This window comes from Natrialba hulunbeirensis JCM 10989 (assembly GCF_000337575.1).
Classification (GTDB): Archaea; Halobacteriota; Halobacteria; order Halobacteriales; family Natrialbaceae; genus Natrialba; species Natrialba hulunbeirensis.
In genome coordinates this window covers 33,704-49,952 of record NZ_AOIM01000035.1, presented here as the reverse complement: position 1 = coordinate 49,952, position 16,249 = coordinate 33,704, and the positions used below count along the sequence as shown (strand labels likewise).

Below are 16,249 nucleotides of genomic sequence, written 5' to 3'. Positions count from 1 at the left end.
CCGAAGCGATGTATGGATCACATGGCTTCGATCCCCGACGACTTCCAGGATCTGTTCGAGAAGGAAACGTTCGCTCACGTCGCCACGCTGCTACCGGACGGCGCACCACACGTGACGCCGGTGTGGATCGACTACGACGCCGACACGGATCGGCTGCTCGTCAACACCGAGCGTGACCGGCGCAAGGAGAAAAACGCACGTAACGACGCCCGCGTCGCCGTGAGTATGACCGATCCCGACAACCCGTATCGGATGCTCTCAGTGACGGGGACGGTGGACGAAGTGACGACCGAGAACGCTCGCGAACACATCGACGAACTCTCACAGCGCTACACGGGCAACGACGAGTATCAAAGTCCGATCCAGAGCGAGCGCGTCATCATCTCGATCGAACCCGAGCGGGTGAGCCACTTCGAAGGGTGACGCGGAAGGCGCGCTCTACAAAAGGTAATGCGAAAGCGTCGCTCTACAGGTCGACCCGATCGAACCGGAAGAGCGCAATCGCGATCGGCACGACGATCCAGGCCAGCAGGATGACGAACGCGAACCAATCCTGCAGATAGAACGGCACGCTACCGAACATGTTTTCGAGCATCATCACCGTCTGTCCGTCGAGGTCACCCACCGACGTCACCAGCGAGAGGACGTTCTGGTAAGCCATTCCTGGATCGAGGCTGTTGAAGAACAGCATGACCTGTGCGGTCGTTTCACCTTCCGGCAAGTAGCCCATATTCATCAGCGTCATGAACGCGACGAGCATGGTATCCCAGAGAATGTAGAAGAGGACGAAGATGCCGATCATCCCCGCACCAGCAACGGTCGTCGAGCGCGTCAGCGACGAGACGGCAACCGCGATACTCGTGTAGGCGAGCCCGTAGATGATCGACATCACGAGGAGCCCACCGTAGTCGACGATATCGAAGCTTCCGAGCAGCGCGACGACGACGAGCGCCGCGAGCACGAAACCGACGATGAGCGAGACCGAAAGCACAGCGGCCCGTCCAATGAGCTTCCCGAGAAGCACGTCCTTCCGGGAGTGAGGAAGCGAGAGCAGGACCTTGATGCTCCCCGACTCGCGCTCACCAGCGATGGCCTTCCAGCCGAGGATCAGCGCGATCAGCGGGATAACCAGCCGCGTGATCCCGTTGACCATGGCCACGAGCGCCTCCGTCGTCTCCCCCTGCGCAGCGATATCTTCACCGAAGTAGGAGATGACGCCCGTCGTCGCAACCAGCAGGGTGAAGAAAAAGACGCTCAGCCCCCAGAACACCCACGAACGAATCGAATCCCGAAAGTCTTTCTTCGCAACCGCGCGGACACTCGCCGGGTTGATCGAACTGCTCGGCGAGCCGCCTGCCGTCGCGCCAGCTCCAGCGTCGGTTGCGGTCGTATCAGGTCCAGCGCCGGACCCAACGTCAGTGCTCATCGCGCGTGCACCTCCGTTCCCGTCGTGTACGACTGGAAGACGTCTTCGAGCGAGGCTTCCTCCGTCGAGAAGTCCCGAACGTCGACGCCGTGGTCCTCCAGTGCGGTGAGCACAGCGGTCTTCGAGCCCTCGACCTGCGCGGTGATCGTCGGTGGCTGTTCCGATCCGATGGTGACGGTCGAGACATCCGAGAGAGCGCGAACGGACTGCACCGCCTCGTCGTCGATGCGGTCGACCGTAATCCGAAGCGTCGTGCCGCCGCTGACCGAGTCACGAAGCCCCTCGACGGAGTCGACGGCGACCATCTCGCCGTTCCGGAGGATACCAACACGGTCACAGACTGCTTCGACCTGCTCCATGCTGTGGCTCGAGAAGAACACCGTCGCGCCGCGGGCGTTCTCCTCGCGGACGATTTCGCGCATCTCGCGGGCACCGTTGGGATCGAGCCCCGTCGAGGGCTCGTCCAAGATCAGCAGGTCGGGCTCGCCGACGAGGGCCATCGCGAGCATGAGTCGCTGGGCCATCCCCTTCGAGTAGCCGCCGGCCTTTTTGTCGATCGCGTCTGCCAGATCGACCCGCTCGAGGAGGGCTTCCGGATCGTCGTCAGCCCCCTTCGATTCGATGGCGAACTCGAGATGCTGGCGAGCGGTGAGCCGGTCGTAGGTGCGATACCCTTCGGGGAGGACGCCGGTCCGCGAGCGGATATCGCGGCTGTGGGCCTGTGCGTTGCGGCCGAGCACCTCGACGCGGCCGGCGGTCGGGCGGATAAAGTCGAGGACGACATTGATCGTGGTCGACTTGCCTGCGCCGTTCGGGCCGAGAAAGCCGAAGACCTCGCCCTCACGGACCTCGAAGGAGAGGTCGTCGAGCGCGAGCGTCTGACCGTAAGATTTCGTCAGGTCGTCGACGCGGAGTGCGGGCATGGCTGACCCATCAGCACGTTCACCGATAAGAGTTGCCACTTGTGAGAGATAATCCACACACCAGATTGAAAGGAAGAAACTACAGCAGCCAGTCAGATCGGCTCGTCAGGCTCGTACTGGTCGGTTACACGGTCGACCTCCGCGGCGTAGCGCTCGCGGGTTTGCTCGTCCTCGACTGGTTCGAGGTCTTCCTCGGGAACACTCACCGCGGCAGTCACCGCCGAGCCTGTTCGCAGTGCAGTCGAGGAGCGTTCGCGCTGCTGATAGCGCGAGCCATCGGGCGTCGCGTACACGAGCGTCACGATATTTCGCGTCCCGAACTCGCGTTCGACCAGCCAGCACCGAACCGTCGACTCAGTCATGGCCGACCGTAACCGGTGGAGCACCGAGAAAGTATCGCGTCCGTCGTGGCCGGTCGCAGGAATCGTCCGTTCGCACGCACAGCAGAACGCCACAGCGTACTTGGGTCCAGTTGGTGCACTCACGAGCGAGACGAACCGATGGCCACGCGCAGGAACGGAGACGACGCCACCAGTCGAGACACCAGGAGCGACCGTAGCTACTCCCACGACACTGGTCCTCGAGTGGACCCCCTCGACCGCCTTCGCTACGACGGCGAGACCGAACAGCGACGCGTCGCACTCGAGTCGGCGACGGTCGTCGTCACCAGCCACCGGGTGCTGGCGGTCGATCACGCCGGCGACAGCGGTCGAGAGACTGCTGGGAACCGTCCCTACCGGTACGCAGACCGGCCAAACGTCCAACGCGTCGACGTCAGCACGGGCGGAGCGCCGGTACACCTCTACCGGACGCTGCTCAGTGGTGCGCTCGGACTCACACTCCTGACGATTTCGCTGGCGACCTCGTTCGCGGCTATGGTTCCAGCGGTGGCACTCGAGAGCGACGGAACAAGCGGAGACGGGACCAGCTCAGGTGTTGAATCAGAAACGGGTGCGTCGGGCGCGGAAACAGCAACCGGAGCGGAGTCCGGAACGGATATCTCGACGACGGCCGCCGTCGACGGAATCTTCGAGACGTTCGGGCTGGTGTTTCAAGCACTCGACCTGGCGGTGCTCGTGGGTGGCCTGCTCTCGCTCGGACTGGCGGCCGTATTCGCGACACTGTACGTCCGCTCTCGCAGGGAGCGACTGCGGATCGAAGTCGCGGGCGAGGCCAACATCGAACTACCGCTCGGTCGAACGGACGACGGGAGGGTGACTGCACTCAGTCTCCGCGAGGCGATCCGGCCGGGACCGGTGGGTGGGCAGTCGCTCGCAGCGACGAGCGGCAGTACTTCCGACAGAGACGGGGACGGCCACTCGCTAAACGACGAGTTCGGTCCGGGGAACGGGTGGTGAGTCGATCCACTGGTAACGACAGCGACAGCGACGTCGACGGCGACGGCGACGGCGACGAAATCACGGACCCGATGAGTCAGGCTGAAAGCCGTCCGCCTCCTAACGCGCTCGATGAACGCAGACGCGGTTCGCGAGCGTGCCAGGTCGCTGCCGCGAGAGCCGGGCGTCTACCAGTTCCAGGCCGACGGCACGACTCTTTACGTCGGCAAGGCCGTCGACCTCCGGGGCCGCGTCGGCTCCTACGCCGATCCGCGAAGCGCCCGCATCAGTCGGATGATCGACCGCGCGGACGCGGTCGAAATCGCCGTCACCGACACCGAGACGCAGGCGCTCTTGCTCGAGGCCAACCTGATCAAGCGCCACCAGCCGCGGTACAACGTCCGGCTCAAGGACGACAAATCGTACCCGATGGTGCAGTTGACGGATCACCCCGCCCCGCAGATCGAGATCACCCGTGATCCGAGCGAGTCCGCGACCGTTTTCGGCCCCTACACCAACAAACGGCAGGTCGAGACCGTCGTGAAAGCCCTGCGCGAGACCTACGGCGTCCGGGGCTGTTCGGACCACAAGTACTCCGGCCGAGACCGGCCCTGCCTCGACTACGAGATGGGGCTCTGTACCGCCCCCTGTACGCGAGAGATCGAACTCGAGACGTACGCCGAGGACGTGACCGCCGTCGAGCGCTTCTTCGAAGGTGAAACCGGGATTCTCACGGACCCGCTGCGTCGGGAGATGGAAGCCGCCGCCCAGGAACAGCACTTCGAACGCGCGGCGAATCTCCGGGACCGACTCGAGACGGTCGAAGCCTTCCACGGCGAGGGCGGCGAGGCGGTCCAGTCGGTCGGTGACGAGCGCGCGGTCGACGTGCTCGGCGTCGCCATCGAGGGCGAGGACGCGACGGTGGCCCGGCTGCGCGCCGAGAGCGGGAAGCTCGTGGATAGAGAGCGCCACACGCTCGAAGCGCCGGGTGCAGAAACAGAAACAGAAACGGAAACGGACGCGAACACGGACGGCGACGCAGGCACAGACGCAAACGCGACAGCAGCTGCGGTCGATGGCGGCCTCGCACAGGGGACGGAGACAGCGAACAGCCGGGGCGGCGTCCCCGCCGTCCTCGCCGCCTTCATCGTCCAGTACTACGCCGAACGCGACCTCCCCGACGCACTCCTCCTCCCCGAACGCCACGGCGACGACGAGGTCAGCGCCTGGCTCGACATCGAAGGCGTCGCCGTCCGCGTCCCCGGTGCCGGCCGCGAGGCCAAACTCGTCGACCTCGCGCTCAAAAACGCCCGGCGAAACGTCGGCCGCCGCGACGAGTGTGGCATGCTCGCCGACGCACTCGACCTCGAGACGGCCCGCCGAATCGAGGGCTTCGACGTGAGCCACGCCCAGGGAACAGCCGCCGTCGGAAGCAACGTCACCTTCGTCGACGGCAGCGCCGACAAAGCCGACTACCGCCGGAAGAAGCTCACCGACCAGAACGACGACTACGACAACATGCGCGCGCTACTCGAGTGGCGCGCCAGCCGAGCCGTCGAGGGCCGAGACGACAGACCGGATCCGGACCTCCTGCTGATCGACGGTGGCGAGGGGCAACTCGAGGCGGCCCGGGACGCGCTGGCTTCGGTTGGCTGGGACGTACCCACAATCGCGCTCGCAAAGGCTGAGGAGACGGTTATCACACCCGACAGACAGCTCTCCTGGCCCTCGGACGCACCGCACTTGCACCTTCTCCAGCGTGTTCGCGACGAGTCCCACCGGTTTGCCGTCCAGTACCACCAGACGCTGCGCGACGACGTGAAGACGGTGTTGGATGACGTTCCGGGAATCGGCCCCGAGACGAGAAAACGGCTGCTCGGGCGCTTCGGCAGCGTGGAGAACGTCCGCGAGGCGAGCGTGGAGGATCTCCAGAGTGTCTCGGGTGTCGGTGAGAAGACGGCTCAGACGGTGAAGGAGCGGCTATAGAGTCGATATGCAGTGAGAGGACGCACAAAACTCACAGCAGATCGAATCGTCGCAGTTTGCTAACGTATTTGTGTTGTCGGGTTGAATCGTTCGGCGATGAACGACTTCGTCCGCGCCATGGTGGTCCCCTTCTTCATGGCCCTCTTTCCGGCGGTCTGGTTCGTCAACCGGAACCTGACGGCCGCACAGCTTCCGCCAACGATCGAGCCCAGTGCAGGACTACTCCTGCTCGGTCTGGCCGGCGCAGTCGCCGGTTCCGCTGTGGTCGCCGCCCTTCTCGCGGCCGTCGGGCGAAACCAGTCTGTCGCGGCCGAAGAGCTACCGTTCCGACAACGGGTGTTTCAGCCCGACACCGCCTCGCTCACCGTCTTCCTCGCGCTGGTCGGACTCTGTGCGCTCTGGGCGTTGGTCGTCTTCGTTGGAATCGGGCCAGCAGTGCTCGGCGACGCGCTGACGTTCGTGATGATCCTCCCCGGTCTTCCACTGCTCGTTCTCGCACCGCTCGCGATCCACTCCGTGGTTGCGACGACAATCGGCCTCGTCGCCTGCGCGCTCTGGCTGTCGGTCCTCTCGGTCGGCACCACCGAACTCGTTGGACGACGGACGACGGTCCGGAAATCCGACCGGTGACTAGGGCTATTGCCCTGGGCCACCTGTAATCGACTGTGCCCGCAGACGACCCACTCGACGACCTGCTTGACGAATTAGATAGCCAAAGTGACCTCGAAACCGCAGAGCAGGTGCTGTCGATTCGCATGGAATCCCGGCGGTACGGCAAACCGGTGACGATCGTCGAGGGCTTCGACCTCTCGAAATCCGAAATCGAGTCGATCGCCTCCGATCTCAAATCGTCGCTCGGCACCGGCGGCACCGTCGACGACGGCCGGATCGAACTGCAGGGCGACCACCGCGATAGAGTGCTGGACCTGCTTCGCGATCGCGGGTTCGACGTGCAGGCGTGAGGTCGGACCTGTCCGAGCCGACTGCTGCTCGACGCTGTCCTCAACCGAGCGTAACGCAGGTTGCACTACCACAATCCGCGTTGAGCGGCCCTCTTTGTTCCTCGGTATCGTAGACCACAGTATGGAGGGAACAATCCGACCAGCAACCGCCGACGACCGCGAGGCGATCCGCGAGGTCGCTCGCGACACCTGGCACGACACCTACGACGAACTCGCAAGCGACGTCATCGACGAAACGGTCGACGACTGGTACGCCGACGACGAACTCGAGCGCGCCCTCTCGAAACCCGGCACCGCAGTGCTGGTCGCCGAAACCGACGACGGCGTCGTCGGCTTCACCCACGGCGTCGTGCAAGAAGACGAGGGCAACGTGCTGCGGATGTACGTTCACCCGGACCACCAGCGCGAAGGGATCGGGACTGCGCTCCACGAGCGGCTGCGCGACGATCTCGCGGATTTCAACATGAACCGAATGCAGGCGATCGACCTCGCCTCGAACGAGGGCGGGCGAACGTTCTACGAAGACCTGGGCTTCACGGAGACCGGTGGCGGTACCGTCGAGATGGGTGACGAGGAGCACGAGGAAGTCGTCTACACACTCGAGTTGTAAGGATCGTTCGCGGGCACCCATTGAGCGGATTTTCAGGAACAGGTGGGGGGACAACTGGACAGTCAAACAGCCAGACAGTCAGAATTCCTCGGCCGGCGGCGCGACACCCTCGTCTTCGTCACCGCCTGCGAGTTCGAACTCCTCGCGGACCTCCCGAATCCGGTCGCGGATATCCGCGGCGAGTTCGAACTCGAGATTGCTCGCGGCTTCGTCCATCCGCGTCTCGAGTTCGTCGATGTAGCGGGCGGCGTCGTCCTCGTCCTCGAGTTCCCGGCCGGAGACCTGCGAGGTGTCGGTCTTGCTGCCGGGCAGGTTGGTCTCGCTGACGTCCTTGTCGATGGTGGTCGGTTCGAGGCCGTGTTCCTCGTTGTACGCCTGTTGAATTCGACGGCGGCGCTTGGTTTCCTCGATTGCGGACTCCATCGCGTTCGAGGGGTCGTCGGCGTAGAGGACGACCTCGCCGTTGACGTTTCGCGCCGCGCGGCCCATCGTCTGGACGAGCGTCGTTTCCGAGCGGAGGAAGCCCTCCTGGTCGGCGTCGAGAATCGCCACGAGCGAGACTTCGGGGATGTCCAGCCCCTCCCGCAGGAGGTTGATCCCGACGAGCACGTCGATCTCCCCCAATCGAAGGGAGCGGATGATCTCGTGGCGCTCCAAGGTGTCCGTCTCGTCGTGCATGTACTCGACGTTGACGCCGGCCTCCTCGAGGTACTCCGTGAGGTCCTCGGCCATCCGCTTCGTGAGCGTGGTGACGAGGGTGCGCTCGTCGCGGTCGATCCGGTCGTCGATGCGGTCCATGAGGTCGTCGATCTGACCGCTCGCCGGCGAGACAGAAATTTCGGGGTCGACAAGGTGCGTTGGCCGAACAATCTGTTCAGCAATGCGCTCGGAGTGTTCGCGCTCGTAGTCGCTCGGCGTCGCAGACACGTACAGCGTCTGGTCCGTCTTCTCCTCGAATTCCTCGAAGGTGAGCGGGCGATTGTCGTAGGCGGTTGGGAGCCGGAAGCCGTTTTCGACGAGCGAATCCTTGCGGGACTTGTCGCCGGCGTACTGGCCGCGGATCTGTGGAATCGTCTGGTGGGACTCATCGATCACCGTCAGGAAGTCGTCCGGGAAGTAATCGAGCAGCGTGTACGGTGCCTCGCCGGACTCGCGATCCGAGAGGTAGACCGAGTAGTTCTCGATGCCCGAACAGTAGCCCGTCTCCTGCATCATCTCGAGATCGAACGTCGTGCGCTCCTCGATGCGCTGGCCGGCGATCATGTCGCCCTTGCGTTCGAAGTACGAAATTCGGGAGTCGAGGTCGTCGCGAATCTCGTCCATCGCGCGCTCGAGTTTGGGCTCCGGAATCGAGTAGTGCTCTGCCGGGTGGACGAGGACGGCCTGCTGGTCGCCCTGGGTGGTGCCCTCGAGTGGGTCCACTTTCACCATGCGGTCGATTTCGTCGCCCCAGAGTTCGACGCGGACGGCGTAGCGGCCGTACATCGGGTAGATTTCGACGGTATCGCCCCGGACGCGGAACGTGCCTTGCGTGAAGTCGACGTCGTTGCGCTCGTAGTTCAGGTCCACGAGCTGTTTCAGGAGGTCGTCGCGGCCGACCTCCTCGCCGACCTCGAGTCGCAGCGACATGTCGATGTAGTTTCGCGGGTCACCGAGGCCGTAGATGGCCGAGACGCTCGCGACGACGATGACGTCCTCGCGGGTGAGGAGCGAGCGCGTGGCCGAGTGCCGAAGCCGGTCGATTTCGTCGTTGATCGAGGCGTCCTTGTCGATGTAGGTGTCCGTCTGTTCGACGTAGGCCTCGGGCTGGTAGTAGTCGTAGTAGGAGACGAAGTACTCGACGGCGTTCTCGGGGAAGAGGTTCCGGAACTCTTCGTAGAGTTGGGCCGCGAGCGTCTTGTTGTGTGCGATCACGAGCGTCGGCTGCTGGACCTCCTCGATGGTCCAGGAGACGGTATTCGTCTTTCCCGATCCCGTGACGCCGAGGAGCGTCTGTTTCTCCATGCCCGAGTTGAACCCGTCGGCTAGCTGCTCAATCGCCTCGGGCTGGTCGCCGGCGGGCTCGAAGGGCGCGTCGACCTCGAACGGGTGGTCGGCGTCCGGTCGGTCCGGCTGCAGGGGACCTCGAGAATCACTCATCATCGGGATCAAGGACTGGAGCTACTTTACGCGCTCGCATATGCGAGGGCCTGATCTCTCGCTCTATCCTCAGCGCGGGAACAGTGGCCGGGTTTGCTAGAGTCGTCGGCTGTCTCGGGAGCAGTCACTCGTCTGGAGCCGATCAAAAGCAGAAACAGACCGGGGCCCATCGCTGTAGTGTGTCGCCGGTCGTGTGTGGCTTCGTTTGTCCGGCCGTTCGCCCCTTCTTGCCTGACGCGCCCGCGGTTTACTGTCTCGGCAAGCCCTGTTTAGGCCCCTGCGTCAGCCTCGGCTGGCTCGTCAACAGGTGCGTCGTCGGTGTCGGGGTCAGGTTCGGGTTCTGGTTCCGGTTCGGCTTCAGGCTCAGTCTCTGGCTCGGTCGTCGATTCGTCAGCAGGCTCATCGGGCCCAACGGCGTCGTCGACTTCGTCATCTTCGTCTACAGGGTCGGCCTCCGTCTCCGCTGGCGCCGCTTCCTCATCCGCCCCAGGGCCGTCGACAGCGATTTCGACCGTGAAGTCACGGTCGTCCACATCGGCCGCCGGTTCGAGGTAGCCAATCGCGTACCCAGTGTACGCTACGTCGGCAGCGAGTTCAACATCGAACGACGCGACCACAGTCTCTGGGTCGCCCGCAGGACGGACGGAAAGTTCGTAGGAGCCGGCGGGAACGGCGAGGTACTCAGAGACGTCACCGAAGGAGACGTCCTCGACCAGCGGATCGTCGTCGGCGTAGATGTCAACTGCGGGCGCATCGGGCGAGAAGTGGGCGACACGAGCGAACGCCGACTCCGCCGGCGCATCTGTTGGGAGTGGGGCGGCGTCAGTCAGCACCTCTGGCCGGAACGTCTCCGCCTCGAGTTCGCCGATTGCTGCAACCGTGTAGTAGGCGTCACCGACATCGACATCACCCTCGAATGCGACGGTGTCGGGATCACCAGCCGCAGTAATGGTGACCGTGTAGGTACCAGGATCGAGGTCCAGATACGGTGAGATGGCACCGTAGGGAACGTCCGAGAGGACTTCCGCGCCATCGACGAGAATATCGACCGCGGGTGCGTCGGGTGAGAAGTGTGCGACGCGAACTGCAGCGTCGGTGGGCTCGTCTGCCGGACGGTCCTCGTCCATCGGTTTGTCGTCGGTCGTCGGTTCGTCGTCTTCCGACGGCTTCCCGTCTGTATCTGTCGTGTCGTCACCGCTCGCGAGGGCGACTCCACTGGAGAGTCCAACTCCGCTTGCAACACCAATTACCTTGAGCGTCGTGCGTCGTGAGAACGTCATTTGCAGCCAATCAAGGGGCGTTCGACCAGAAGAACTCAGCAGTTGGTTTCAGCGGGTTGACTACCGTTTCTGCTGGTAATGCCATGTGTCTCGATAAGAGGTAATCAGTCATTCCCTGATGGCAGTCGACCAACACGATGTTGAACGCAGAACGCCGGATGGAAAACAGACTGAAACGGATTTGAACGGTGCGAAACAACCACCTATTCAGGTGCCACGCTAACCGTTATAGGGCGGGTCGTTGTGGCCTCGCACATGGTTCAGGAACTAGCGCAGGCGCGCGACGAACTCGAGGAGGCGGCGAAGACGGCCGACGACGACGGCGCTCGCGAGGATATCCGCGAGGTCGCCGATTCGTTCAAAGACTACACTGTCGGGGATCACGAACCCGATCACGCGATTCTCGACGAGCATCTCAACCAGCTCAGACAGCTCAGCGAGCGAACGGACACCGACACACAAGACCGGATCGACAACGCACTCGAGATCGCAGAAGAGTATCGCGAACAGATCGATCAAGCCTGAGTGCAATACCTCACAAAACACCAGATAATTTACTCAGAGACTCACCATTCACAAAGACTGGGCTTGACGAGTCACTGGAACGGTTTACCGGTGAAACCGTGCCCCGTCCAGCAGTTGCACCGGAACAGACCCGCAGCAGACCGTATCAGACGGCGGCTTCGACATCGACTTCGACCATGGCTGTTGCAGCGAGGTCGGAGACTTCGACGACACACCGAACCGGATATGGCTCAGAGACGTACTGTGCGTAGACTTCGTTGAACTCATCGAATGAATCGAGATCAGTGACGTACACAGTTACCTTGATGACGTCGTCGAAGGATGACCCGCCCGCCTCAAGGGTCGCTTCGATGTTATCGAGCGTCCGTTCGGCCTGCTCGCTCATCGTCTCGCCGACGATCTCGCCGGTCTCTGGATCGCCGGGGAGCTGTGCAGCGTGTAGCGTCTCTCCGTGGATCATTCCCTGCCCGATCGGCAGCGAATACAGATCGGTGAACGACGGCGCGCCGTCTGTCGTAACTGGCTCCATCGTTCACCTCCACAGCTGCGACCACGATAAAACAGAAGGTCGCGCAACCGAGCACAGCTCTGAGTCGATAAATTTGCGAGCGGGCGGTGAATCCACACTGACCGGTCGGCGCAGTCGGCGGCTTACTCGAGTCGATCCAGCACGGCGTCCTTCTCGTAGGACAGCGACAGCGACCGCGAGCGGCCGCGACCGTCGACCTCTGCGTACTCGGCGTCGATCAACCCGAGCTGGTCGAGCTTGTTCACGATTTCCGAATAGCGGGTGTAGCCGAGATCCGTCTGCTCGCGGAAGGCTTCGTACACCTCGCCAGCCTGCTCGCCGTCGTGGTGGGCGATAACCTCCAGTAAGGTCTGCTCGGTGTCGGTCAACCCCGACAGCGACCGCGAGAGGTTGATGTACTTCGACTGCTCGTAGGCCTCCTCGACATCCTGGCGTTCGACGCTGCGACTCGCACGCATCTCCGCGTTGAGCCCCGCCCGGCGCAGGAGGTCGATCCCCACCCGAAGGTCGCCGCTGTTGGCCGTCAGTTCGGCGACGTACTCGAGTGTCTCCCGGCCGATAACACCGTCGTGGAAGCCCCGGCGGACGCGCTCGTCGAGGATGTCGACGATTTCGGGCTGGTCGTAGACCGGGAAGTAGACGTCCTCGGGGCGGAAAACGCTCTGGACGCGGGAGTCGAGTTCGTCGATGACGTCGAGTGCGGGATCGGAAGAGACGACGACGACGCCGATCTTCGCGCCAGGGTGTTCCTCGTGGGCGCGAAGCAGCGAGTAGAGCGTGTCGGAGGCCTCGTTCTCGTAGAAGAGGTAGTTGACATCGTCCAGGGCGACGACGAGGACGCGGTCGTCCTCGACGAGTTTCTCCGCGATCTGGCTGAACAGTTTCTTGAAGGAAATCCCCGACGAGGGCGGCTCGTAGTCGAAGGTGCCCTCGAACAGTCGCGAGAACACCGAGTAGCGGGTCGCGTTGACCTGGCAGTTGACGCGGATGGTCCGCACGTCGCTGGTCTGTGCGCCGACCTCGTCGAACAGTTTCTGGATCGAGGTCGTCTTGCCGGTGCCCGGCGGGCCGCGAACCACGACGTTGAGCGGGCGCGAACCACGCACCGCTGGCCGAAGTGCGTACGTCAGGTTTCGCATCTGGCCCTCGCGGTGCTGGAACGTCTCGGGAACGTAGTCGATCTCGAAGACGTGCTCGTCCCGAAACACGGATTCGTCCCACGACAACATCCCCTCCTCGGGGTCGTCTGCCATCACTTTCACCACGCTGTCCAAGTTACTTAGTTGTTTGCTGTCTATCGGGTTCTGACCCGTTCGACAGCCGTGATCCACACCGATGGTCGGCTCTCATCGCACCGATGGTTCAGCTCCCAGCGGTCACTGTTCAGAGCCAGCCGTCCTCCACTCGGCCTACAAGTTTGGAGTCAGCCGCGCGCCACGCATCGCTCGCGGCTCTCGAGTACCGTGTTCCGCTACCAATGGCGGCGATCGGGCTCGGATTCGCAAGCAGCCAGCCGCCAACGCCGGCACGGTGCGCACGTGCTGCGGAAGAGCACGCTATCTATTTATGTTCCGTTGCACAAAATCAGATAGTGTCCGAAATGGCGCAACAGAACGTGACGATCTGCATCGATGCGTATCCAGATGCGGAGACCGACGTGTTTCGTATCGGGGCTGCGGACGATATCCTCCGGCTCTTGGCCGATGCCCACGAGACGGAGTTTACGATCCCAGATCTCGTCGACGCAACGGATGTCACTCGGTCGACGGTCTGGCGAGCTGTCGATCTCCTCGACAGTATCGGTGCCGTTCGAATCCGAAAAACAGCACGGCGAAACTACGTCTCGATAAATCCGGATCGGCTCCAGAAGGACGACCCGATACTCGCGATCGAACAATCGGAGTTCCACGCGCCGATTCGGACTGTCGTGACGCACATCCGTGAGGCAGCCAGTGATGCCGATGAGATCGACGACGTTGTCGGCATCGTCGTGTTTGGAAGCGTCGCTCGAGGCGAAGCCGACCGACAGAGCGACATCGACCTGTTCGTCGTGGTCGACGGCGACCGGACAACGGCCCGTCGCATGATCGCCGACGTTGTTGCCGGCCTCCAGGAGCAACGGTTCGATGGGGACCGGTTCGACTTCGAACCGTACGTCGAATCCACAGCGAGTTCACGTCGAGCAGGGCCGAAGCTCCGCGAGATTTTCACGGAGGGCGTCACGGTGTACGGCAGTGAGCAACTGCAATCGCTCCGGAAGGCGGTGATTGGCGGTGAGTAGTACGCGAATCGAACAGTTCATCGCCGACGCACAGGCAGCGTTCGACCGACGGCCGACAGCGATCGAATCCGGACTCGATGTGACGGACGCAGCGCTCCTCCAGCTACGGAAGGCGTGCCGACTGCTCGCCGGTGCTGCCGCCCTGCGTGAGGCGGGATACTACACGCTCGTCATCGAGGCCTCGTTCGTCGCAATCGAACGAACAGTCGAGTTTCGACTCCTCGAACGCAGGACGATGGAGCCGAACGATCTTCCCGGAACGCATTCCGGTGTGTATCGAGAAGCAGCCGCGGTCGGCACTGTTTCTGAATCTATGGCTGCGGACCTCGCCGACCTCTGGCGCGACCATCGGGCAAAAACGTACTATCAGGACGGACTGGCCTCAGCAGAACGGGCTCAGGCGATGTTTGCACTTGCCACTGAGATCCACGCCTTCGTCATCGGCCGGTCGTCGCAGGGCCACGAGTGCCTGTGCACCGAGACGGGTTCATAGTCACGGCCTACGTCGACATCGACGTCGACGCCGATACCGACACCAACGTCAGCTGTCGACTCTCAGGTATCACCGTTCAGAGCCAACCATCCTCCACTCGACCCACGAGCTCGGAATCAGCCGCGCGCCACGCATCACCCGCACGATCGAAGACTGCCGCAGCGCGCTCGTTCGCCGACTCGAGTACCCCCTCTTCATCGACCGTCGTGACCGCACCGTTCTCGAGTACCACCTCGCCGTCGACGACGACTGTGTCGACGAGGCCGGCGTTCGCGCCGTAGATCAGATTCGGGACGGCCGTCTGCAGCGGCTTTGACACGACGGGTGCGGTCGAGGGGTGGTCGAGGTCGAGCACGACGAGATCGGCGCGTTTGCCGACTTCGAGTGAGCCGACGCGGTCGTCGATCCCCAGCGTCTTTGCGCCCTCGATGGTCGCGACGCGAAGTGCCTCCCACGCGGGGAAGGCAGTCGGATCGGTCCGCTTGGTCTTCGCGAGCAGCGCCGTGGTCCGCAGCTCTCGCAGGAAGTCGTGCCCGCCCGGACCGGGTGCCTGATCCGTCCCGATGCCGGCGACGCCGCCGTACTCGCGGTACTCATCGATCGGCGGCGTGATGCCGTCGATGGCGGCGATCGAACTCGGGTTCGCAGCCATCCGCACGCCGGCGTCAGCGAGGTGCTCGCGTTCTGCGGCCGTGGCGTTGTGGAGGTGGGCCGCGAGCAGGCGCTCCGAGACGATTCCGAGATCGTCGAGAACGCTGACGGTCGTCTCGTTTGCACCGTAGCGAGCCTGGATCTGGCGGTGCTCGCGCTCGCCCTGCGCGACGTGCATGTGGATGCCCCGGTCGTGCTCGATTGCCCGGTCGCGGATCGTCTCGAGTAGTTCGGGCGGGACCATGTCGAGTGCCTGCGGACCGTAGAGACACGAGACGCGCTCGTGGTCGGCGTAGGTCTCGAACAGGTCTTCGTTGCGCTCGAGTCCCGCCCAGCCCTGCTCGTCGTCGAGCGGGTACGGCTCGTCTGGCCCGAGATCTGCCGCGGCGTCGTCGACGGCGTTGATCGTCTCCGCGGCGACGACGCGGACGCCCATCGGATCGTAGACCGCGTCGACGAGGTCCGCGACATCGGCCGCGTACTCGCCGACGGTGGTCACACCCGAGCGCAGCGCCTCGAGGACGCCGAGTCGCGCGCCGGCGATTTCGTCGTCGGGAGTCATCGCCTCCGAGAGTGGGCCGAGCGCGCGGTTCATCCACTCGATTTCGGGCACGTCCTGCGCGCCGCCGCGAAGCAGTGTCAGGCCGGTGTGGGCGTGGACGTTCACCAGTCCGGGGAGGACGACCCGGCCGCTTCCGTCGATGGTTCGCGCCGGATTGCCGTCGAACTCGTCGGCGGGGCCAACGGAACTGATCTCGTCGTTCTCGACGGCGATAGTAGCGTTCTCGACGATTCCGAGCCGGCCGTCGCGCATCGTGAGTGCGAGCGCGTTCGTGATTGCAAGATCTGCACCCATACCTGTTCAATGAACAGAACGGCAAAAAGGAGTCGTGAACCGGCAGCCCGCTGATGTGAGCGGAACGATGGTAGCCACTGCAAGGCAGTGCGCACCTGATCGCATGAGGGCTACGCGATCAGTGTGTGAATAGTTGCAGTTGTACTAGAGCAGTAGTTTGTCATACGAGTTCGGTAGCCAGAACGTGTGCGAATCCAGATCAGTTGATCCAGCAAGTGCGCCCGCGCAGTGATCGCTAAACGACGCTCACG

Annotated in this window: 17 protein-coding genes; 9 read left to right on the top strand and 8 right to left on the bottom strand. The window is 63.4% G+C overall.

What is annotated here, in order from left to right; all coding sequences use genetic code 11:
* Nucleotides 1-21 precede the first annotated feature (21 nt).
* Nucleotides 22-423, top strand: a complete 402-nt coding sequence (locus C483_RS11525; RefSeq protein WP_049912613.1) for a PPOX class F420-dependent oxidoreductase — start codon at nucleotides 22-24, stop codon at nucleotides 421-423.
* A 43-nt stretch (nucleotides 424-466) separates the two neighbouring features.
* On the opposite strand, the gene C483_RS11520 is transcribed toward C483_RS11525, so the two are convergent.
* From C483_RS11520 to C483_RS11510, 3 genes are all read right to left on the bottom strand, one after another.
* On the bottom strand, nucleotides 467-1,426 hold the full coding sequence (locus tag C483_RS11520) for an ABC transporter permease (RefSeq protein ID WP_006653533.1): 960 nt from the start codon (nucleotides 1,424-1,426) through the stop codon (nucleotides 467-469).
* Nucleotides 1,423-2,349 carry an ABC transporter ATP-binding protein gene (locus C483_RS11515; RefSeq protein WP_006653532.1) on the bottom strand — a complete coding sequence of 309 codons (927 nt, stop codon included), beginning with the start codon at nucleotides 2,347-2,349 and terminating at the stop codon, nucleotides 1,423-1,425. The genes C483_RS11520 and C483_RS11515 overlap by 4 nt, the downstream gene beginning before the upstream one ends.
* A 92-nt stretch (nucleotides 2,350-2,441) precedes the next feature.
* The gene (locus C483_RS11510) at nucleotides 2,442-2,711 is read right to left on the bottom strand and encodes a hypothetical protein (protein ID WP_049912612.1); all 270 of its coding nucleotides are present in this window, start codon (nucleotides 2,709-2,711) and stop codon (nucleotides 2,442-2,444) included.
* A gap of 138 nt (nucleotides 2,712-2,849) precedes the next feature.
* Here C483_RS11510 and C483_RS11505 point away from each other — a divergent pair, with 138 nt between their 5' ends.
* From C483_RS11505 to C483_RS11485, 5 genes are all read left to right on the top strand, one after another.
* Entirely contained in the window at nucleotides 2,850-3,707 is an 858-nt protein-coding gene (locus tag C483_RS11505; RefSeq protein WP_049912611.1) for a hypothetical protein, read from the top strand.
* 111 nt (nucleotides 3,708-3,818) lie between these two features.
* Nucleotides 3,819-5,672 carry an excinuclease ABC subunit C gene (locus C483_RS11500; protein ID WP_006653529.1) on the top strand — a complete coding sequence of 618 codons (1,854 nt, stop codon included), beginning with the start codon at nucleotides 3,819-3,821 and terminating at the stop codon, nucleotides 5,670-5,672.
* A 96-nt stretch (nucleotides 5,673-5,768) separates the two neighbouring features.
* Entirely contained in the window at nucleotides 5,769-6,302 is a 534-nt protein-coding gene (locus C483_RS11495) for a hypothetical protein (RefSeq protein WP_006653528.1), read from the top strand.
* A 35-nt stretch (nucleotides 6,303-6,337) separates the two neighbouring features.
* Nucleotides 6,338-6,634, top strand: coding sequence for a stress response translation initiation inhibitor YciH (gene yciH, locus C483_RS11490; RefSeq protein ID WP_006653527.1), 297 nt, complete (start codon nucleotides 6,338-6,340; stop codon nucleotides 6,632-6,634).
* A gap of 121 nt (nucleotides 6,635-6,755) precedes the next feature.
* Nucleotides 6,756-7,244 carry a GNAT family N-acetyltransferase gene (locus C483_RS11485; protein WP_006653526.1) on the top strand — a complete coding sequence of 163 codons (489 nt, stop codon included), beginning with the start codon at nucleotides 6,756-6,758 and terminating at the stop codon, nucleotides 7,242-7,244.
* A 78-nt stretch (nucleotides 7,245-7,322) separates the two neighbouring features.
* On the opposite strand, the gene uvrB is transcribed toward C483_RS11485, so the two are convergent.
* Together uvrB and C483_RS11475 are read right to left on the bottom strand one after the other, a co-directional pair.
* Nucleotides 7,323-9,383 (bottom strand): excinuclease ABC subunit UvrB, encoded by a 2,061-nt coding sequence (gene uvrB, locus C483_RS11480; protein ID WP_006653525.1) that lies wholly within the window; start codon nucleotides 9,381-9,383, stop codon nucleotides 7,323-7,325.
* A gap of 269 nt (nucleotides 9,384-9,652) precedes the next feature.
* Nucleotides 9,653-10,663: a DUF4397 domain-containing protein gene (locus C483_RS11475; protein ID WP_006653524.1), complete on the bottom strand. Its 1,011-nt coding sequence runs from the start codon at nucleotides 10,661-10,663 to the stop codon at nucleotides 9,653-9,655.
* Between the two features lie 255 nt (nucleotides 10,664-10,918).
* On the opposite strand from C483_RS11475, the gene C483_RS11470 reads away from it, so the two are divergent.
* Nucleotides 10,919-11,188 carry a DUF7553 family protein gene (locus C483_RS11470; protein ID WP_006653523.1) on the top strand — a complete coding sequence of 90 codons (270 nt, stop codon included), beginning with the start codon at nucleotides 10,919-10,921 and terminating at the stop codon, nucleotides 11,186-11,188.
* A gap of 145 nt (nucleotides 11,189-11,333) precedes the next feature.
* Here the strand turns inward: C483_RS11470 and C483_RS11465 are convergent, their stop codons facing one another.
* The gene (locus tag C483_RS11465; protein ID WP_006653522.1) at nucleotides 11,334-11,717 is read right to left on the bottom strand and encodes a RidA family protein; all 384 of its coding nucleotides are present in this window, start codon (nucleotides 11,715-11,717) and stop codon (nucleotides 11,334-11,336) included.
* Nucleotides 11,718-11,839: 122 nt separating this feature from the next.
* Nucleotides 11,840-12,970, bottom strand: a complete 1,131-nt coding sequence (locus tag C483_RS11460) for an ORC1-type DNA replication protein (RefSeq protein ID WP_006653521.1) — start codon at nucleotides 12,968-12,970, stop codon at nucleotides 11,840-11,842.
* Nucleotides 12,971-13,317: 347 nt separating this feature from the next.
* On the opposite strand from C483_RS11460, the gene C483_RS11455 reads away from it, so the two are divergent.
* Nucleotides 13,318-13,998, top strand: coding sequence for a nucleotidyltransferase domain-containing protein (locus C483_RS11455; protein ID WP_006653520.1), 681 nt, complete (start codon nucleotides 13,318-13,320; stop codon nucleotides 13,996-13,998).
* On the top strand, nucleotides 13,991-14,491 hold the full coding sequence (locus C483_RS11450; protein WP_006653519.1) for a hypothetical protein: 501 nt from the start codon (nucleotides 13,991-13,993) through the stop codon (nucleotides 14,489-14,491). Before C483_RS11455 ends, C483_RS11450 begins: the two co-directional genes overlap by 8 nt.
* A gap of 76 nt (nucleotides 14,492-14,567) precedes the next feature.
* Here the strand turns inward: C483_RS11450 and C483_RS11445 are convergent, their stop codons facing one another.
* The gene (locus C483_RS11445; RefSeq protein ID WP_006653518.1) at nucleotides 14,568-15,998 is read right to left on the bottom strand and encodes an amidohydrolase family protein; all 1,431 of its coding nucleotides are present in this window, start codon (nucleotides 15,996-15,998) and stop codon (nucleotides 14,568-14,570) included.
* Nucleotides 15,999-16,249: the final 251 nt, after the last annotated feature.